Source organism: Vibrio sp. OPT20, from assembly GCF_963889365.1.
Lineage (GTDB): Bacteria > Pseudomonadota > Gammaproteobacteria > Enterobacterales > Vibrionaceae > Vibrio > Vibrio splendidus.
The window spans coordinates 89,796-109,977 of record NZ_CAWPOA010000041.1; the positions used below are offsets into that span (position 1 = coordinate 89,796).

The 20,182-nt window shown below is 46.0% G+C and carries 18 protein-coding genes; 11 read left to right on the forward strand and 7 right to left on the reverse strand.

Translation table 11 applies throughout. The features are described 5' to 3' along the window. Window positions 1-274: 274 nt before the first annotated feature. The 6 genes from AACR09_RS08955 to AACR09_RS08980 all read left to right on the forward strand — a co-directional run bounded on the left by AACR09_RS08955 (window position 275) and on the right by AACR09_RS08980 (window position 8,998). Window positions 275-2,869, forward strand: coding sequence for an ExeM/NucH family extracellular endonuclease (locus AACR09_RS08955; protein WP_193834812.1), 2,595 nt, complete (start codon window positions 275-277; stop codon window positions 2,867-2,869). Window positions 2,870-3,069: 200 nt separating this feature from the next. Beyond that, window positions 3,070-3,648 (forward strand): aminodeoxychorismate/anthranilate synthase component II, encoded by a 579-nt coding sequence (locus AACR09_RS08960; RefSeq protein ID WP_004729656.1) that lies wholly within the window; start codon window positions 3,070-3,072, stop codon window positions 3,646-3,648. 465 nt (window positions 3,649-4,113) lie between these two features. Beyond that, window positions 4,114-5,325 (forward strand): aspartate aminotransferase family protein, encoded by a 1,212-nt coding sequence (locus AACR09_RS08965; protein WP_004729655.1) that lies wholly within the window; start codon window positions 4,114-4,116, stop codon window positions 5,323-5,325. A 107-nt stretch (window positions 5,326-5,432) separates the two neighbouring features. Further along, window positions 5,433-6,452 (forward strand): arginine N-succinyltransferase, encoded by a 1,020-nt coding sequence (gene astA, locus AACR09_RS08970; protein ID WP_004729654.1) that lies wholly within the window; start codon window positions 5,433-5,435, stop codon window positions 6,450-6,452. Window positions 6,453-6,491: 39 nt separating this feature from the next. Further along, entirely contained in the window at window positions 6,492-7,949 is a 1,458-nt protein-coding gene (astD, locus tag AACR09_RS08975; protein ID WP_017085988.1) for a succinylglutamate-semialdehyde dehydrogenase, read from the forward strand. Between the two features lie 257 nt (window positions 7,950-8,206). Further along, complete coding sequence (locus AACR09_RS08980) at window positions 8,207-8,998, forward strand: DUF1338 domain-containing protein (RefSeq protein WP_004729652.1); 792 nt, start codon at window positions 8,207-8,209, stop codon at window positions 8,996-8,998. A 190-nt stretch (window positions 8,999-9,188) separates the two neighbouring features. Here AACR09_RS08980 and crp read toward each other — a convergent pair whose 3' ends face one another. From crp to AACR09_RS09010, 6 genes are all read right to left on the reverse strand, one after another. Beyond that, on the reverse strand, window positions 9,189-9,821 hold the full coding sequence (gene crp, locus AACR09_RS08985) for a cAMP-activated global transcriptional regulator CRP (protein ID WP_004729651.1): 633 nt from the start codon (window positions 9,819-9,821) through the stop codon (window positions 9,189-9,191). Window positions 9,822-10,060: 239 nt separating this feature from the next. After that, entirely contained in the window at window positions 10,061-10,930 is an 870-nt protein-coding gene (locus AACR09_RS08990; protein WP_004729650.1) for a phosphoribulokinase, read from the reverse strand. 77 nt (window positions 10,931-11,007) lie between these two features. Further along, on the reverse strand, window positions 11,008-11,220 hold the full coding sequence (locus AACR09_RS08995) for a YheU family protein (protein ID WP_004729649.1): 213 nt from the start codon (window positions 11,218-11,220) through the stop codon (window positions 11,008-11,010). A 99-nt stretch (window positions 11,221-11,319) separates the two neighbouring features. Next, entirely contained in the window at window positions 11,320-12,312 is a 993-nt protein-coding gene (locus AACR09_RS09000) for a hydrolase (protein WP_054542272.1), read from the reverse strand. Between the two features lie 276 nt (window positions 12,313-12,588). After that, complete coding sequence (locus tag AACR09_RS09005; protein WP_193834814.1) at window positions 12,589-13,059, reverse strand: TIGR02444 family protein; 471 nt, start codon at window positions 13,057-13,059, stop codon at window positions 12,589-12,591. Further along, window positions 13,056-14,978, reverse strand: coding sequence for an ABC transporter ATP-binding protein (locus AACR09_RS09010; protein WP_004729646.1), 1,923 nt, complete (start codon window positions 14,976-14,978; stop codon window positions 13,056-13,058). Before AACR09_RS09010 ends, AACR09_RS09005 begins: the two co-directional genes overlap by 4 nt. A gap of 174 nt (window positions 14,979-15,152) precedes the next feature. Here AACR09_RS09010 and kefG point away from each other — a divergent pair, with 174 nt between their 5' ends. The 5 genes from kefG (at window position 15,153) to AACR09_RS09035 (ending at window position 19,810) form a co-directional block, all read left to right on the forward strand. Continuing rightward, entirely contained in the window at window positions 15,153-15,737 is a 585-nt protein-coding gene (gene kefG, locus AACR09_RS09015; protein WP_004729645.1) for a glutathione-regulated potassium-efflux system ancillary protein KefG, read from the forward strand. Further along, window positions 15,724-17,520, forward strand: a complete 1,797-nt coding sequence (kefB, locus tag AACR09_RS09020) for a glutathione-regulated potassium-efflux system protein KefB (protein ID WP_193834816.1) — start codon at window positions 15,724-15,726, stop codon at window positions 17,518-17,520. The genes kefG and kefB overlap by 14 nt, the downstream gene beginning before the upstream one ends. A gap of 197 nt (window positions 17,521-17,717) precedes the next feature. Further along, window positions 17,718-17,918, forward strand: a complete 201-nt coding sequence (locus AACR09_RS09025) for a YheV family putative zinc ribbon protein (RefSeq protein ID WP_086048637.1) — start codon at window positions 17,718-17,720, stop codon at window positions 17,916-17,918. A gap of 94 nt (window positions 17,919-18,012) precedes the next feature. Then, window positions 18,013-18,609: a peptidylprolyl isomerase gene (slyD, locus tag AACR09_RS09030; protein WP_017083786.1), complete on the forward strand. Its 597-nt coding sequence runs from the start codon at window positions 18,013-18,015 to the stop codon at window positions 18,607-18,609. A gap of 235 nt (window positions 18,610-18,844) precedes the next feature. Next, the gene (locus AACR09_RS09035) at window positions 18,845-19,810 is read left to right on the forward strand and encodes an isoaspartyl peptidase/L-asparaginase family protein (RefSeq protein ID WP_017083785.1); all 966 of its coding nucleotides are present in this window, start codon (window positions 18,845-18,847) and stop codon (window positions 19,808-19,810) included. A gap of 143 nt (window positions 19,811-19,953) precedes the next feature. On the opposite strand, the gene AACR09_RS09040 is transcribed toward AACR09_RS09035, so the two are convergent. Then, entirely contained in the window at window positions 19,954-20,181 is a 228-nt protein-coding gene (locus AACR09_RS09040) for a SlyX family protein (protein ID WP_017083784.1), read from the reverse strand. Window position 20,182 lies beyond the last annotated feature (1 nt).

Consider the following 20,182-nt stretch of genomic DNA (forward strand, 5'->3'; position numbering starts at 1 on the left):
GATGATCTAAGCATTATCTCGCTAACATATTCATAATATTAATGCTGTGTAGGCGATCTTATTACTTCTCTTTGGAGTTTATAAAATCTTGCTTATTTCTATTTATGTTGGAAATACATAACGTGCCAAACAATTGATGATTATTAAGTGATAAGTTCCTCATTTTCTTGCTAACTGACTTATTCCTTTCATAAATAAACCTGATAGTTACCACAAAATACATGACTGCCCATAGACGGCAGTAACTATAAATCGATGAACTCAGGTGAAACGGATGGCTCTTTTACACAAACCTTCATTGCTAGCAGTGGCAATTGGTAGCTTGCTAACAGCAAGTGCACACGCTGATTTGTTTATTTCACAATATGTGGAAGGCGGCAGCTACAACAAAGCGGTTGAGATTGCTAATAACGACGATAGCAGCATGAATTTAGATGGTTACTCGCTGGCGAAGTCTGCGAATGGCAACGGCTCATGGGGCGCCACTTTACCTTTAGATGGCCACGTTTTAGCGCCTGGTGAGGTACTTGTTGTCGCTCATACGAGTGCGAGTGATGAGATTAAAGCCGTCGCTGACATTCTCAATGCGTCGATTGCTAACCATAACGGTGACGACCCGCTGGCTATCTTGAATTCAGATAACTCGGTACACGATATTGTTGGTTTGATGGGCGATGTGGATTGGGGTAAAGATGTTACTTTGGTTCGAGCGACACAAACCCCTTCGGCAACATTCGATGCTTCACAGTGGGTGTCGTTACCAAAAGACAGCATTGAAGGCTTAGGTTCATTAGACAGTGTTGAACTGCCAGAAGCGTTCACTTGTACACAAGATGGCTCTGACCCAGTATTCACAACCATTCAAGAGATCCAAGGCGAGGGTGCAACATCGCCGTTCATTGATGGCTATCCTTACATCACTGACGATGAGTACTTCGTTAAAGGTGTTGTGAGTGCGGTGACAACGGGCATAACCAAAGGTTTCTACCTGCAAGCACTTGATGATGACTTCAATTCAAGTACTTCTGAAGGTCTATTTATCCACACGAATCAATCGAGCTCAGAACTGGCTGCGGGCGACGTAGTGTGTGTGAAAGGTAAGGTTCAAGAATATTACAGCCATACTCAGCTTAAAGTTGAAAACAACCAATGGCTAAAACAGGGCGAACAACAAGCACCTGAAGCAACGGCGATAGAAGCGCTAGACAGTGATGAGAACTTCGCTGCAACGCTTGAACGCTACGAAGGCATGTTGGTGAAAACGACCGAAGCGCTTGATATGCGTGTGACTCGTACCTTTGGCTATGACTACTCAGGTCGTCGTAACAACATGGTACTGGCGCATGAGCGTATTAACATGCAACCGAACCAGCTTTTCGCAGCAGGTTCTGAAGACGCGAAACAACAAACGGAAGATAACGCAGACCGTCGTCTTTTCGTTGAAACCGATCAAAAAGCGGGTGATGGACAAGTTCCTTTCTATCCAGACTTTGGCCGTACCGATATTGATCAAGATGGTTCAACAGAAGACTACATTCGTATTGATGACACCATTGTTGGTCTAGAAGGCGTACTTACCTACAGCTACGGTGAGTACCGCTTAGTGACAACTAACCAGATCTCGGCTGAAAACTTTGTTCGTAACGATCCGCGTACCGACAAACCAGACATGGATGAAGGCGACCTTCGCATCGCGACTTTCAATGTTTTGAACTACTTCAACTCTCCATTTGGCGGTGACGCGAACCAACACGGCAACAACCGTGGTGCGAACACCATCACCGAGTTTGAGATGCAGCAAGAGAAGATTGTGAATGCGATTCTTCGCTTAGACGCTGACATTATTGGTTTGATGGAAATTGAGAACAACGGCTTTGGTGAAGGCTCTGCCATTCACCAGCTTGTTAACCAACTGAATGATCGCATTGAGCGTAAGAAAGACCGATATACCTTTGTGGCTGTTGATTCTAATGAAGATGGCGTAACCGACGAGATGGACTCGATTGGTACTGATGTCATTACAACGGGTGTTATTTACCGTAAGAAGGTGGTTAAGCTTAAAGATAGCCGCGTTATCGCGATGCCAAGCCAACAAGCACCAGAAGTGTTAGACGATTCTGGCAAGGTGATTGAAGACGGTAAGAACTACCAACGTGACTCATTGGCGCCAACCTTTAAAGTTAAAGGCACTAAAGAGAAACTTACCGTTGCGATTAACCACTTTAAATCGAAAGGTTCTAAGTGTTGGGAAGATGCTGCACCGGTCGAGCAGGGCGGTCAAGGTGGCGTTGACGCCGATAAGCAAGGCTCATGTGAGAACTTCCGTGTGGCTGCAGCAGTTGCTCTGGGTGAAGCGCTAGACGGCATCAAAGGCCATAAAGTGATTCTGGGGGATATGAACTCGTACGGCATGGAAGATCCAATGCTGGTGCTTACGGATTACTCTGAAGAGAAATACGGTAAGCAAATCAAAGCGGCTCGTAACACTTACATTGACGGCGTCGAGCAGTTTGGTGATAACGGCGCGGTGATTACTAAGAACTACGGCTACATTAATGCTGTGGCTCAAAAGCACCCAGACAGCTGGAGCTACTCATACAATGATGAAGTTGGTGCCTTGGATCATTTGTTGATCAGTGACAGCCTGAAAGATAGGGTTGTCGATGCGACCGATTGGCACATCAATGGTGGTGAGTCGACGTTGTTTGACTACAACGAAGAGTTCAAAGGTGACCTACCTAAGTACCAAGATCACTTCCGTTCATCGGATCATGATCCTGCTGTTCTTGAACTGCGAGTAGGCGGTTCATTTGGCTTCGGTGTTCTGATGACACTATTTGGTTTAGCAATGTGGCGTCGTCGCAAGTAGCTCAATCACAAATAGATTGGCTTGCTATACAAGCAAGCCAATTCAGAGAACTTAAGGCTATCTGTAAACAATTAAGGTCAACTTAGGTTGGCCTTAATTATTGGCGAAATGCAGTTTCCACTTGCCTTTCGCCATGGGTATTGCACAATACCGCCCCTATATCTCCCAATCATTTAGTATTTAGCAAACGATTTCGACCCATGTTACTTATCATCGATAACTACGACTCTTTTACCTATAACTTGTATCAGTATTTCTGTGAGTTAGGGGTAACTGTAAAAGTTGTTCGCAACGATGAGATTGATATTGTCGGTATTGAAGCGCTGAATCCTAGCCATCTAGTTATCTCGCCAGGTCCTTGTACGCCTGATGATGCGGGAATCTCTCTACAAGTCATTGAACACTTCGTGGGTAAACTGCCGATCTTAGGTGTGTGTCTTGGTCATCAAGCCATCGCTCAAGTGTTTGGTGGTGAAGTAGTACGAGCCAGACAAGTGATGCACGGTAAAACCTCTCCAATACGCCACAATGGCAAGAGCGTCTTTCAAGGGCTTAATAACCCTCTAACTGTGACACGTTACCATTCCCTAGTGGTGAAAAATGGCACGCTTCCTGACTGCTTTGAACTGACGTCTTGGACGGAATTTGAAGACGGCAGCATGGATGAGATCATGGGTTATCAACACAAAACCTTGCCGATTGATGCGGTGCAATTTCACCCTGAGTCGATTAAAACAGAGCAAGGACACCAGCTTCTCGCTAACTTCTTAGCGCGTTGATTGTTTAAATTCGACCGTTTCTCCGCCTAAATAAGCCAGTTAAACCTGTTAGTCCATTCGTTAAGCGTTTAAATTCGGGCGCTACGCGTCTCTTACTCCTCTGACGCTGATCACTTTTTATAACATTTCTCCCTCTTAAGGCTAAGTTTTTAGCCTATGCAAAATTATTCGCCTTATTTCGTCTCGAACCCAATATACCGCAATGCCAGTAAGGCTTTGCCGTTGCAGGTTATACGTTTAGGTAAAAAAAGCTTCATAAAACAGATTAATTGATGCATAAATAGTCATAGGTAGTGACGTTTAGCTGGTTGTTAGGGATAGCTAAAGAATAATCTACTATTGAAAACGTTAATTAAATGTAAATATAATGCTGCGGCGGGATTATGGCGAGAGAAAATATCTTTGTCTCACTTATGAACCAGTACGCTTATTTGCGAAGCTTGCGGTATCGAAAAGGAATGTACGATGACAGTGGAAAAAAAAGTAGAACGTAGTCTGTTTAATGAGGTGATGGTGCCTTGTTATAACCCAATGGAAATGATCCCGGTAAAAGGGGAAGGCGCACGCGTTTGGGACCAACAAGGCCGAGAATATATCGACTTTGCTGGTGGTATCGCTGTGAGCTGTTTGGGTCACTGTCACCCAGCAATGGTTAACGCAGTTACTGAGCAAGCAAACAAGATTTGGCATTTAAGTAATGTGATGACCAACGAACCTGCATTGCGTCTAGCGAAGAAGCTAACCGACGTATGTTTTGCAGAAAAAGTATTCTTTGCCAACTCTGGTGCAGAAGCGAACGAAGCTGCATTGAAGCTAGCTCGTCGTTGGGCAGCGGATGTGCACGGTCCTGAGAAGTCTGAAATCATTGCATTCAAACAAGGTTTCCACGGTCGTACTTTCTTTACTGTAACTGTGGGTGGTCAAGAGGCTTACTCTGATGGCTTCGGCCCTAAACCGGGCGATGTAACTCACTTGCCTTACAACGATATTGCCGCGCTAGAAGCGCACATCTCAGATCGCACATGTGCAATCATGATGGAACCTCTGCAAGGCGAGGGCGGTATCATCTCTCCAACATCTGAGTTCGTGAACACGGTTCGTGAACTGTGTGACAAGCACAATGCGCTGCTTATCTTTGATGAAGTGCAAACAGGTAACGGCCGTACGGGTAACTTTTACGCTTACCAAGGCCTAGGTGTGACACCTGATATCCTAAGTACAGCGAAATCACTAGGTGGCGGCTTCCCAATCGGTGCAATGCTAACGACCACCGAACTCGCGACACACTTAAAAGTCGGTACGCACGGTTCTACTTACGGCGGCAACCCACTGGCGTGTGCCGTTGCTGAAGCGGTTGTTGATGTGGTTAGCCAACCTGAAACGCTAGCTGGCGTGAAAGAACGCGAAGCTATGTTCCGTGATGGTTTAGCTAAGATTAACGACAAATACCAAATATTCAGTGAAGTTCGCGGTAAAGGCCTATTGCTAGGCGCTGCGCTTAATGAAGCATGGCAAGGTCGTGCTCGTGATGTATTAGTGGCAGCAGGCGAACAAGGCTTGATGGTACTGGTTGCGGGTGCAAACGTGGTTCGTTTCACACCATCACTGGTTATCACTACACAAGAAATTGAAGAAGGTTTATCAAAACTAGACAAAGCAATCGCTACGCTAGTTTAGCCTGAGCGGCGTCATAGGAATGATCGCCATTAGAGCGATCCCATGACGTACTGCTAAAGGCCCAAGATTCTCGTTTTGGGCCTGTTTTGCATCTGGAGGGAATATTGATGCTAGTTGTTCGCCCAATAAAATTATCTGATTACGATGCGTTGCATACCTGCGCGGTTGAATCTGGTCACGGATTCACATCTCTTCCGGTTAACGAAGAACTGTTAACCAACCGAATTACTCATTCTGAATACAGCTTTGCTAAACAAGACGTGACTGAACCTGGTGATGAAGGCTACCTAATGGTTGGCTTTGATACCGAAACCGGAGAAGTCGCAGGTACCACAGGTATCGAAGCCTCAATTGGCTGGGATGTTCCGTTTTACTCTTACCACATCAGCAAAGTGGTTCACTCATCGCAAAAGCTTGGCGTGAATAACGTCGTCAAGCTACTGACTTTCGGCAATAACTACACAGGATGCAGTGAAATCTGCACACTGTTCTTGCGTCCGGCTTTCCGTGGTGGATTGAATGGTCGTTTGATGTCTAAGTGTCGCTTTTTGATCATGTCTGAGCACCCAGAGCGTTTTTCGAAAACGATTTTTGCTGAGATGCGTGGCGTATCAGATGCAGAAGGTAATTCTCCTTTCTGGCAATGGCTGCAAGAGCACTTCTTCTCGATTGATTTTACGCTCGCCGATTACCTAACGGGTATTGGTAAGAAAGGCTTCATTGCTGACCTAATGCCGAAGTTACCTATCTATGTGAACCTACTGAGCAAAGAAGCTCAGGCGGTGATTGGAGAGGTTCATGACAATACGCGCCCTGCACTTAAGTTGCTGGAACGTGAAGGTTTCACCAACCGTGGCTATGTCGACATCTTTGATGGGGGCCCAACGGTTGAGTGTGATCTAAGAAATATCGAATCAGTGCGTCATGCGATTCGAGCTCAAGTGACAATTGCAGAGCATTCAAGCTCTAAAGACTTCCTCATTGGTAATACCTCGTTTGAGAACTTCCGCGCAGTAGCCGCGAAAGGCGCGTATGACCAAGCAAGCGACACAGTGATTTTATCATCTGAAGTAGCAAGCGCTCTTGAAGTAAAAGAAGGCGAATTCGTTCGCATGTTGGCTCAATAAGAGCGGCGATTATCTGTCGAAGATTTTAAGGATAGAAGTATGACTCAGTGGATAGCAGGACAGTGGGTGGCAGGTCAAGGCGACGCCATGACATCAGTAAGCCCATACAATAATGAAGTCGTGTGGCAAGGCGATAGTGCAACACCAGCACAGGTTGAATCTGCAGTAGCAGCGGCGCGTGACGCTTTCTTAGTTTGGAAAAAATTGAGCTTTGCAGAGCGTGAAGCGATCGTGTTGAACTTTGCTGAGAAGGTAAAAGAGAACAGCGAAGAAATTGCACAGATTATTGCAAAAGAGACGGGTAAACCGATTTGGGAAACTCGCACTGAAGCGGGTGCGATGGCGGGTAAAATCGCTATCTCTATTCGTGCTTACCACGAACGTACGGGTGAAGCTTCACGTGAAGCCGCAGGCAACCAAATCGTACTGCGTCATCGTCCATTAGGCGTTATGGCGGTATTTGGTCCTTACAACTTCCCTGGTCATCTGCCTAACGGTCATATTGTTCCGGCATTGCTATCGGGTAATACCGTGGTATTTAAGCCGTCAGAGCAGACACCTTGGACGGGTGAGTTTGCGATGAAACTGTGGCAAGAAGCAGGCCTTCCAGCTGGCGTGATTAACCTAGTGCAAGGCGCTAAAGAAACCGGTATCGCACTGGCTGATGCTAAAGGTCTTGATGGCGTGCTATTTACGGGCAGTGCTAATACCGGTCATATCCTTCACCGTCAGTTTGCTGGTCAACCGGGCAAAATGTTGGCGCTAGAGATGGGCGGCAACAACCCTATGGTGATCACTGACCAATTTGGTGATGCTGACGCGACGGTTTATACCATTATCCAGTCGGCCTTCATCAGTGCGGGCCAACGTTGTACATGTGCGCGTCGCTTGTATGTGCCTGTTGGAGAGAAGGGCGATCAACTGCTGGATAAGCTCGTTGCTGCGACCTTGAAGATTCGTGTCGATCAGCCATTCGCTGAGCCAGCACCCTTCATGGGACCACAGATCTCTGAAGCTGCGGCTAAGTTTATTCTGGACGCGCAAGCGAATCTGCAATCGTTAGGCGGTGTCAGCCTAGTCGAAGCAAAAGCGGGTCAAGCGGCGTTTGTTTCTCCGGGTATTATCGATGCAACCAACATTGCTGAACTGCCAGATGAAGAGTATTTCGGTCCATTACTGCAAGTGGTTCGTTATCAGTCACTAGAGCAAGCGGTTGAACTGGCTAATGACACACGTTTTGGTTTGTCTGCAGGCTTAGTTTCAACAGACGATTCAGAATGGGAATACTTCGTTGACCATATCCGTGCGGGTATTGTTAACCGTAACCGCCAGCTAACAGGCGCAAGTGGTGATGCACCATTTGGTGGTCCGGGTGCTTCAGGTAACCTGCGTCCAAGTGCGTACTATGCCGCTGACTACTGTGCTTACCCTATGGCGTCAATGGAAGGTGGTGAAACTCAACTGCCGGCTACGTTTAGTCCAGGTATTGAGCTGTAGTTTTGGCTTTTAAGCTATAACTTGATGAATCACAAGCTTATGAGCTCTAGGTTCATGAATAACAGGTTCATTGGTTAATTATGTAATAAGGAAGTGGTGTTATCGCTTCTTTTTTCCATCACGTCCGACACCTAGATTGGGCGGTAGATAATAATAGAACAAGTATGTCACAGGCTGATGGCTGCTGACTCTGTGTCCAGCCTCTCCCTCTCTAATCCAAATTACTAGCTTGCTAGAACCTCTGACAAGGAGTCACCATGACGCCCGATCTACTCTTTAAATCACTATGGGATGATTACATTCACAGGCTTTGCCCATCGGCTGAGAAAGTTCATCATCTGCTGAAAGAAGACGAAGCCCTGATTAATGATCACATTGCACTGCGAACTTTCAATGTTGCACCGCTGGGTATTGAAACACTGGCTAAGCCTTTCCTTGAATTAGGCTACAAGGCTTGTGGCGACTACTTGTTTGAGAGCAAGAAGTTAGTGGCTAAGCACTACGAGCACCCAGACCCAAACCAACCGAAGGTGTTCATTAGTGAGTTGAAGGTAGAAGAGTGTTCAAGTGACTTACAACAGATCGTTGCGAAGTTGGTTGAGCAAGTAGACGCAAGTAAGCTTCAAGGTCATGAGTTCTTGTTTGGTGGTCGCCTTTGGGATCTGAGCTTCGCGGATTTCCAAGTGCTAGCAAAAGAGAGTGAATACGCGTCTTGGCTAGCGGCTCATGGTTACGGTGCAAACCACTTTACGGTGAGTGTGAACCAGCTTAATGAGTTCGATGAAGTACAGACTGTGAATGACTATTTGAGTGATTCAGGTTTCACTATCAATGCATCTGGCGGTCAGGTTAAAGGCTCTCCAGAGGTTTTATTAGAGCAATCATCTACAATGGCAGACAAAGTCCCAGTTTCATTTGTTGAAGGCAACGAGGTGATTCCTGGTGGCTTCTACGAGTTTGCTAAGCGTTATGCGATGGCGAATGGTGAGCTTTATACAGGATTTGTTGCAGCATCGGCTGACAAGATCTTTGAGAGCACCAACGGTTAAAGAAAGATATGAGCACGGGCTTTACCCTAAAGATGCGAGTACGCTTCGCTACGAGGAAGTTTACAAATAGGATTCAGTGAGTTCTTCTCGTATCTCGTATCTCGCATCTGCTCTCTAGATCTTTAGAAAACAAAAAAGCCACCAAATTTGCATTTGGTGGCTTTCAAATTTTTGGCTCAGTTAATCGAGATTAACGAGTGCCGTATACCACGATAGTTTTACCGTGTGCAGAAATTAGGTTCTGCTCTTCTAGCATCTTCAAGATACGACCTACTGTCTCACGAGAACAACCAACAATCTGGCCAATCTCTTGACGAGTGATCTTGATTTGCATGCCGTCAGGGTGAGTCATTGCATCTGGCTGTTTCGCTAGGTTAAGTAGCGTTTGAGCGATACGACCTGTTACGTCAAGGAACGCTAAGTCACCAACCTTTTGGCTAGTTACTTGTAGACGATTTGCCATTTGCGCTGAAAGGCGCATTAGGATATCTGGGTTCACTTGGATAAGTTGACGGAATTTCTTGAAAGAAATTTCAGCTACTTCACAAGGAGATTTTGCACGAACCCATGCAGTACGCTCTTGGTCTTCTTCGAAGAGGCCAAGTTCACCAATGAAGTCACCTTGGTTTAGGTAAGAAAGAATCATTTCCTTACCTTCTTCGTCTTTGATAAGAACTGCCACAGAACCTTTAACGATGTAGTACAAGGTTTCTGCCTTTTCACCAGCATGAATCAAAGTACTTTTTGAAGGGTACTTATGAATATGACAGTGTGAAAGGAACCACTCTAATGTTGGATCGGTTTGGGGTTTACCTAGAACCATAATATCTTACTTCCTCTGCAGGGTATGCTTGCCGCTTTCCGTATTTTAGCTAAGCCTGGATTGACTTGTAGGATAAGAGCACTCGTTGAGCGCTGCAAGCTATCTTGTGTTTCGTTTAAGAATAGTATCCTTTTTCAGGTACTATTTCTTGATTTTAATCGTGACCAAGCTACGATTTTTTACGCAAAATTGTGCACATGATCACGGTATGAAAAGTAATCAGCCAGAATGGCGTATTGTTAACCTATTTTTCCGGTTTCGATGAGCTGTTGTAGGATGGGCCTTACAATGAGCTCCATAGCAAAACTCATCTTGCCGCCTGGCACCACAAGCGTGTTGTGGCGTGACATAAATGAGCCATCTATCATAGCCAGAAGGTAGGGGAAATCGACGTTTTTGATGCCACGCAAACGTATAACCACGAAGCTTTCGTCTAAACTTGGAATCCCTTTGGCGTTCAGTGGGTTCGATGTATCTACGGTTGGAACACGCTGAAAGTTGATGTGAGTACGCGAAAATTGTGGGGTGATGTAATTAAGGTAATCATCCATTGAGCGAACAATGGAATCCATTACTGCTTCGCGTGAGTGGCCACGATCGCGTGTGTCACGAACGAATTTTTGGATCCACTCAAGGTTGACGATTGGCACCATGCCGATCAGCAAGTCGACGTGTTGTGAGACATTGATGTCGCCATCTACCACGCCACCATGAAGACCTTCGTAGAACATCACATCGGAATTTTCTGGGATCTCTTGCCATGGCGTAAAGGTGCCCGGCATTTGATTGTAAGGCACGGCTTCATCGAAGGTATGTAGGTAACTACGGACTTTACCCGTGCCTTCATTACCGTATTGACGGAAGAACTCTTCTAATGCGCCAAAATCGTTGGCTTGTGGACCAAAGTAGCTGATGTGCTTACCTTGCTCGCGAGCCTTACGGATCTCGACATCCATCTCTGGTCGAGTGAAGCGATGGAAACTATCCCCTTCAACCCAAGCGGCCTTCACGTCCATCATATTGAACATTTTTCGGAAGGCTTCTGAGGTGGTGGTGGTGCCGGCTCCTGATGAACCCGTCACCGCAATAATTGGATGTTTAGCGGACATGACAACCCTTGTCTTTTGAGTAACTTACTTGTTAGCAATCGTTTACCACTATAACACGGCTCCTTTATGAGCGCAGCCTAGAAGCGTTTTGTGACTTGAATATCAACGGTTTCATGCAGCTCAGAAAATACGATGCTGACTTCCTTTGAGGCTAATTGATGTTTCACTTGATCAATCTTGTTTTGCAGTGAAACCTCTACGTCACCGTAGTCTGTGCCTTCACGCAGCACGAATTCTTTAATGAGGTTTTCCAGTGTTTCTGGCGCAATGTCTTGCCATGGGATGATCATAAATACTTCTCTCTTTTATGTTCATAAATAGGTTTATTGATGTGTTGATTACTGTGTTTAGTGACGTCTACTACTCAGTCCTTAAAAAAGGCTCGGCCATTATGCCGAATCTTGAATACTTTCATAGTAAGCAGGTAATGCTTCTTCTAACCAAAACCTTGGTTTGAGCGTGCTACCGGTAATGAACCCCACATGGCCGCCTTTTTGAAATAGGCGATAGTCGATGTTGTCAGGCAACACGAACTTTGGAATCACGTCGTCTGTCATAAACGGATCGTCTTTGGCATGGATGATCTGAGTCGGTAGTTTAATCTTATTGAGTTTAGGAAGCGCTGAGCACTGAGCATAGTAGTCCTGAGCATTCTTGAACCCGTGCAGAGGCGCAGTAATCCGTTCATCAAACTCATACAGCTTGTCTATCTTCTTAATGGTTTCGGCGGTGATACCGAGCTTTTCTTGCAGCAGCTTAATCTTTTTCAAGGCATTCGATTTGAGAGAGTTGAGCAGGTACTTTTTATAGAGCTTAGAGAAACCTCGCTCAATACGACTTGAGCAACAAGCCAGATCAAAAGGTGCAGAGACAATCGTCGCCGCCGACAGCAATGGGTCGTCCGCGTATTCAGCCAAATAGTTCGCCAGCATGTTACCGCCCAAAGAGATACCAACCGCTACCTTAGGGTTATTGGGAAACTGGGCGTGTAGATGTCTTAGGAAAAAACGCGCATCTTCGACTTCACCAGAATGATAAGCGCGAGCCAAGCGATTTGGTTTTCCGCTGCAACCTCTAAAGTGCATCATCACTGATAGCCAACCATCTTTAGCAAAGGCATTCATCAGTCCGTTGGCATAAGGGCTCTCAAAGCTTCCCTCTAAGCCATGGAATAGAACGAATATCGGCTTGTTACTTCGAGCATCATTACTTGAGGTGTCACCCTCTGGTGATTCGCTCCAAGCAAGATCGAGAAAGTCACCGTCGGGTGTTTCTAAGGTTTGCCATTGAGGGGCAAACAATGCCTGTTTTCTAATAAATCGTGGCACCAAGGTTTGTAAGTGCGGATTCGATAGGCCAGCGGCTGCGGTAAATATTGTCATAAAAACAGTCCATGCTTCTTTTATGGGCTTTGATAAAGTGTTGAGCTTTTAGCGAAACGCCCACGTTTTTATTTGAGCTTGGTTGATTCTCGGTATAAGCGCAAGGGTTTCACTGATACGGGCTACAAAAACAAGGCGTAGGTAACTAGTTGAATATTGTCGAGATTGAGCTTCAAACATATTGCCAGTCATGCGCGCCACTCCCGTGTGAAAACGAAGAGCGATACTACCAAGGTAAGCTTGGATCTTGATTGAAGATAAGAGAAAGGAAACGCGTTAGAGTTGAGGTGCTGGTTCAGAAAAAGCGTCGTAGAGGTTTTCAGCCCCTAATAAGCGACAGTATTGAAAAGCGAGTGGTGATTGTTGGTTAGCCGTAAGCTGAAGAGAATTAATGCAGTCGACGAGATCAGATTGCTGTTGCTTCTCTAACTGCAGTTCAAATTGGAGCGCTTCACGGTAGAGGGAATCGACGACTTGAGGTTTGAGATGCTTACGCAGCTCTCGATAGCTATGAAGCAGGGTTTCAGAGCGGCTTAAGCACTGTTGTACCTTGTGCCACTCTTCTTCGGCAAAAGACAATTGCTGCTCATCAAGCCATTTGAGAAGCAGCAGTAGATTGACGTTGCCGTGGAACTGGTTTTGCAAAGCTAGGCACGCATCCTTTACACCGCGCACACTGTAATACTGAAGGCTAAATTGCCATAGTCGTTCCAGTGTTAGTGATATTGGGGCGTGCTCTGGGCTCATAAGCTATCCATATCCTGTTCCATCTGCTCAAGCTCTTCTTGAGTGGACATCCAATCCATTTCAACTTCTTCTAGCTGTGACTTACTGCTCGCTTGGAGAGCGAGTACTTTATTCAGTTTAGCCTTATTTTCAGCTTCATACAGTGAAGTGTCGGATAATTCTTGCTCAGCTTCTTCGAGAGATAGCGTTAACTTATCCATCTGCTTTTCAAATTGAGTCAGCTTTTTACGAAGTGGTGCCGTCAGTTTACGGAACTCTGCTTCTTTACGTTTCTGCTCTTTTTTCGCTGCTGCACTGTTGGCGCCGTCTTTTGCTGGTGCCAATGCTTGTGCTTCTTTGCGCTCAACTTTCTGTTGTTCGGTTAGCCACTTGTAGTAATCGCTTAGATCACCATCAAACGGTGCAACTTGACGGTCGTGCACAAGGTATAAATCATCAGTAGTCGCACGAAGTAGGTAACGGTCGTGCGATACGATAACCATCGCGCCTTCAAATGTCTGTAGGGCGAAGGTCAACGCCTGACGCATGTCGAGATCCAAGTGGTTGGTTGGTTCATCGAGTAGCAACAGGTTTGGTTTTTGCCATACCAGTAGCGCTAATACCAAACGCGCTTTTTCACCACCCGAGAATGGCGCCACCTTGTCGAGTGCTTTTTCACCTTGGAAGCCAAAGCTACCTAAGTAGTCACGCAGTTGTTGCTCGGTGTGTTTCGGCGCAATTTGCATCATGTGCTGAAGTGGCGTTTCTTCTGGGTGCAGCGTCTCCAATTGATGCTGAGCGAAGTAACCCATCTTAACGCCTTGCGAATAGCTCAGCTCACCGCCTTGCTGTTTCAGTTCACCTGAAAGCAGCTTGATTAGCGTTGATTTACCGGCACCATTTCGACCAAGCAGACCGATACGGCTGCCGGGTACAAGATTAAGGCGAATCTTCTCTAGAATCAGATTGTCGTCGTAACCTGCCGATACTTCATCCATCATCATGATTGGATTTGGTAGCGCGTCCGGCTCTCTAAATTCAAAACTGAATGGGTTATCAAACTGAGCGGGCAGCACTTGTTCCATTTTCTCTAGTGCTTTAATACGGCTTTGCGCTTGGCGAGCCTTTGATGCTTTGTAGCGAAAACGGTCAATGTAGCTCTGCATGTGAGACATTTGTTTCTGCTGCTTTTGGAACATTGCCTGCTGCAGGATTAACTTTTGTGCTCGTTGAGTTTCAAATGATGAGTAGTTACCGGTGTATTCATTGAGCTGCTGGTTTTCAACATGCACGATGCGGTTGACGATAGGGTCTAAGAAATCTCTATCGTGCGAGATAAGAACGAGTGTGCCTGGGTAGTTTTGTAACCAGCGTTCTAGCCACATTACTGCGTCTAAATCCAAGTGGTTGGTAGGCTCATCGAGTAGCAGTAAGTCACTGCGACATAGAAGGGCTTGCGCTAAGTTCAAACGCATACGCCAACCACCCGAGAACTGGGTTAGGTTCCATGTCATTTGTTCTTGGCGAAAGCCTAGGCCATCCAATAACTCGGCAGCACGTGCTTTGATGCTGTAACCACCAATGGTTTCAATCTTGCCGTGGATCTCTGCGACTAATGTGCCGTTGTCGGCTTGTTCCGCTTTCTCTAGTTGATCTTCAAGGCCACGGTATTCACGGTCGCCATCAATCACGTATTCAATGGCTGTTCTTTCTAATGCTGGTGTTTCTTGAGCAACCCAAGCCATTTCCCAATGAGCTGGTTTACTGAATGAGCCAGCATCAATAGACAGTTCGTCCTTGATTAGGGCGAACAGCGTAGATTTACCACAGCCGTTTTTACCAACCAAACCGATCTTGTCGCCAGGATGAAAAGTCGCAGATGCTTGGTCGAGGAGTGGCTTACCACCGCGGAGCAATTGAATATCAGAGAAAGTAATCATAATTGAAATAGCATAGAAATTAGAGGTGAACAGACGCCTGCATAGTAGGCTGAAACCAGATAAAAGTCGATCACAATGCAATTTGCGTTATGATGCCAATAACATATTAATAACTTTTGCTTAAATTCTTGTGGCCTTGCCACCGTTTAGCCCTCAAAGGAATGTTTCAAAGGAATGAGTAATACTCCCTCGACAGACAAAGCCGTGCCAAAGGTGTTAATAATCTACGCACACCCAGAGCCACACACCTCTATTGCTAATCAAATGATGGTTAAAAAGGTCGAGTCGCTCGGTCATGTCAAAATTCACGATCTCTACGCCATCTACCCAGACTTCTTTATCGATGTGCCTTATGAGCATGACTTACTCCTAGAGTACGATGTGATTGTGTTCCAGCATCCTCTGTTTATGTATTCCTGTCCTTCGTTATTGAAGGAGTGGTTTGATCGTGTGTTAGGAAAAGGATTTGCATTCGGTGAGCAGAGTGCGCTTAAAGGCAAACACTGGCGCAGCGTTATTACTACCGGTGGTAAAGAAGAGGCGTTTGGCGCCGCAGGCTATAATAAATATCCATTACAAGAGATCTTGCAACCATTCGAGCTAACTGCTGCTTTGTGTCAGATGCACTGGATATCCCCCTTAGTTTTACACTGGGCGAGAAATGTTTCAGATATGACGCTTTACCAACACGCAGAAGCGTATCGAAATTGGCTGCGAGACCCGCTACAAGATATAGGAGCGAATGATGGCTCTGACTAATGATTTTCTACAAAGTAGCGTTATATTTTTAGCGGCTGCTGTGGTTGCGGTTCCTATCGCGCAGCGAGCTGGCTTAGGTTCAGTACTCGGCTATCTATTAGCTGGCGTGGCAATTGGCCCATGGGGACTTGGCTTAATCAGTGATGTAGAGGCTATTCTGCACTTCTCCGAATTCGGGGTGGTATTGCTGCTCTTCCTTATTGGTCTCGAACTTAACCCGAAAAAACTGTGGCAGATGCGAGCCCCCATTCTCGGATTGGGTGGTGCACAAGTGCTGATCACCACTCTGATTATTACCGCCATCGCCTGTCTATTTGGATTAACATGGCAAACCAGCCTCGTGATAGGTATGGGCTTGGCGCTGTCTTCGACAGCCATTGCCTTACGTGTTATTGAAGAGAGGGAACTCGGCGGTAAAGAAGCGGGGCAGTCAGGCTTTGCAGTACTACTTTTCCAAGATATTGCCGTTATTCCAATGCTAGCGATGTTGCCTCTACTTGCGGGTAATACGGGCGGCAGTTGGGCTGACATGCTGTGGATGCTAGGTGGTGTCATTGGCTTGCTTGTCGGTGGTCATTTCTTATTGAGACCACTGTTCCGATACGTAGTCATGAGTGGCGTACGTGAGTTGTTCACGGTCGCGGCGCTGTTATTAGTGATTGGTATTGCCGTCATCATGCAGCATATTGGTTTGTCGATGGCACTGGGTACTTTCTTAGCGGGCGTACTTCTGGCTGAAAGTGAATATCGACATGAGCTTGAAATCGCCATAGACCCATTCAAAGGGTTACTGCTTGGTCTGTTCTTTATCTCGGTGGGTATGGCGGTAAACCTAGGTTTACTGGCAGAAAGTCCATTCGCAATATTGATCGCGGTGTCGTCTCTGGTCGTATTGAAAGGCTTGGTGTTGTATGCGCTGGCTCGTATCTTCGGTACTCAAACTAAAGCGCGCAGCCGTATGGCGATGATTCTCAGCCAAGGTGGTGAATTCGCTTTCGTTATTTTTACCGCTGCGAGTGCACAAGGCATCTTAAGCGGCGACCAAGTGTCGTTCTTACTGGTTGTTGTGAGCCTTTCTATGGTAACCACGCCATTGATGCTTAAGCTGCAAGATCGCTTCTTTGCTCGTCAACTCAATCAAATCAGTGAAAGCGCGATGTCTTCTGATGTGATTGATCGCAGCCCTCGAGTGATTATTGCGGGCTTTGGTCGTTTCGGTCAGATCATTGGGCGTCTAATGTATGCCAACAAGATTCGTATCACCGTTCTTGAAAGTGATGCCAGTCAAATCCATATCCTTAGAAAATTCGGCTACAAGGTATTCTACGGTGACTCAACTCACCTTGAACTATTACGAGCAGCGGGAGCTGATAAGGCCGAAGCGATTGTGCTGTGTACCGACTCTCCCGATGAAATCATGAAAACCGTGGATTTGTGTAAGCAGCATTTCCCGCAGTTGAAGATCTTAGCGCGTGCTCGAAGCCGTGTTGAAGCGTATCAATTACTTAACCATGGTGTGAGCAACTATTCTCGTGAAACTTTCCTTGGGGCTCTAGATTTAGGTCGTCAAACATTGACTGAACTTGGTATGCATCCATATAAAGCGAAGCGAGCAGAAGCACATTTTAGGAAATTGGATAATGGTATGCTCAAAGAGTTGCTTCCTCAGCATAGCGAAGATGCCGAGTTAGCTCAGAGAGCGAAAGAAGCTCGTAAAGAGCTTGAAGAGATCTTTGGACATGAGATGGAAAATGATCACCAATCTAGAAACTATTGGCAATAGCCTGAGCTTAGAGCTTAGAGCTTAGAGCTTAGAGCTTAGAGCTTAGAAGTTAGAGCTAATCGCTTGAGCTTAGCTCTGTAGTTGCTCTTAAAAACTGTAACTTAAAGAACCAATCTAATAATAAACGCGGTCTCTGCTTAGTCTCGAATAGAGCATGTGGGAAGAACTGCGAATCCAGAGTAGTAAAGGATATGAACGTGAAACAGAAAAAACGCTTTATCGCAGGGGCGAGCTGCCCAAGCTGCAAGACTCAAGACACACTCCGCTGGTGGGTTGAAAATAACATCGAGCTGGTGGAATGCGTCGATTGTGACTTCACAGAGCAGCGCAAACCGAAAACTGTAGAGAAATCTGAACACGCGAATCAAGAAATGATCGGTATTTTTAAGCCAGAATGATTGAGTTTCGTTAATTGATCCCCATAATATCCCGGTACAGAATTTTTCCTAAGCTCAACTGTTCGAGCTTAGTCCAAACCTCCTTGGAGCTCTCATGAAAATTGAAAAGAACGTAGTAGTTAGTGTTGCATATCAAGTGAAACTTGAAGATGGCGTAGTAGTTGACCAATCAACTGCAGAAGCTCCACTAGATTACCTTCACGGTCACAACAACCTAATTACAGGTCTTGAAAAAGAGCTTGAAGGCAAAGTAGCTGGCGACAAGTTCTCAGCAACGGTTACTCCAGAAGACGCTTACGGCGAGCACAACGATGACTTAGTTCAACGTGTTCCTGCAGACGTATTCCAAGGTGTTGAGCAAATCGAAGTTGGCATGCGTTTCCTAGCGGATACTGACCAAGGTCCAATCCCAGTTGAAGTTACTGAAGTAGATGGCGACGAAGTTGTTGTTGACGGTAACCACATGCTAGCTGGCCAAACTCTAACGTTTGACGTTGAAGTTGTAGCCGTTCGTGAAGCGACTGAAGAAGAAGTTCAACACGGTCACGTACACCAAGAAGGCGGCTGTGGTAGCCACGGTCACGACCATGATCATGACCACGAAGGCGGTTGCTGTGGTGGCGAAGGCCATGACCACGCTGAAGAGAAAAAAGACGGCTGCTGCGGCGGCGGTAGCTGTGGTTCTCACTAATACCGAACTAACGGTTTAGTTTAAGAATATTGAAAGCCTCCCTTGTGGAGGTTTTTTTCGTTTAAGGAGTCTCGTTTTTGAGCTGACTTTTAATCTAGCGAACTCAGTGTCTGCAAATCTAAGTGTCCGCAAATCTAAGCATTCGTAAAAAGTTTGGTTTTCGCTATCAGACATCAAACCATGGATGTGGTATTGATAGCACAACATTATAAGACGACGTCAGTGGAGAGTTTGCATGTCACAGCCTTTTTCAATTGCCATTCATGGTGGTGCAGGAACTATCTTGCGAGAGCAAATGAGCGATGAATTAAAAACGGGTATTACCGAGGCTTTGGAGAAGTCGGTTTTGGCTGGCTATCAAGTTTTGCAATCGGGTGGCGATGCGTTGGATGCAGTGGTTGCGTCAGTCAAGGTGATGGAAGACAGCCCGCATTTTAATGCCGGTAAAGGCTCGGTTTTAACTCATGACGAATTTGTTGAGATGGATGCTTCTGTGATGCACGGTCGCGAAATGGATGCGGGTGCTATTGCAGGTGTCCGCCATATTAAAAACCCGATAGAGCTTGCGCGTGATGTGATGCTTAAAAGCGATCATGTGCTGCTGATTGGTGAAGGCGCAGAGAAGTTTGCGTTTGAGCATGAGTATATCTTCACCGAGCAAGATTACTTCTTTACTGAGCGTCGTTATGACCAACTTCAGTCGATGAAAGAGAAAGGTATCTTTGCTTTGTCTGAAGCAAAATACGATGAGCAACAAGCTCAAAAATACCCAGATGATAAAAAGTACGGCACGGTTGGCGCTGTCGCATTAGACCAAGCCGGTAACTTAGCTGCAGCAACCAGTACCGGTGGCGTGACTAATAAGAAGTATGGTCGTGTGGGAGATTCTCCAATAATCGGTGCAGGCACTGTTGCTGAAAATGGCAACGTGGCCGTATCAACGACAGGAATGGGCGAGTTCTTCCTACGTAAAATGGTTGCCAGTGATGTGGCAGCACGAATGCGTTATCTCAAAGAAGATGTGCACACGGCTTGTGAAACGATCATTCAAGGTGAATTGAAAACCATGGGCGGAGAAGGTGGCTTGATTGCGATTGATGGCCAAGGTGATATCCACTTCGGTATGAACAGTTCAGGGATGTATCGTGCGAGTGTTGATACGAACGGTTGCGTGGAAGTGAAGATTTATGCCGATGACTAAGATTGTATTGGCTTAATTGGCTTTAGCTTATTCACTCAGGTGAAATAAACAAAAGGGCGGCAGATGAGTATCTGTCGCCCTTTTAGTTTGCAGATTTCTAGCGATACATGTCACTAGAATCAATTCGTCATTTTGAACGGCGCTTAATAGTGTGGAGGTGGCGTCTCTTCTGATACATCAGCGAGGTTTGAGCCATCCATATTTTTCACTTTACCCACCACGAACTTCATTTGGTCTTGCATTCTCGTGATCAACATCTGTTGTTGGCTAAGCGCTTCATTGAGTTCTTCAATGGTCTGTTCTTGGAAAGCTAGCTGACACTCTAGGTCATTCACGCGGCTTTCTAGTTGTTCAATTCGCTTTTCTGTCATC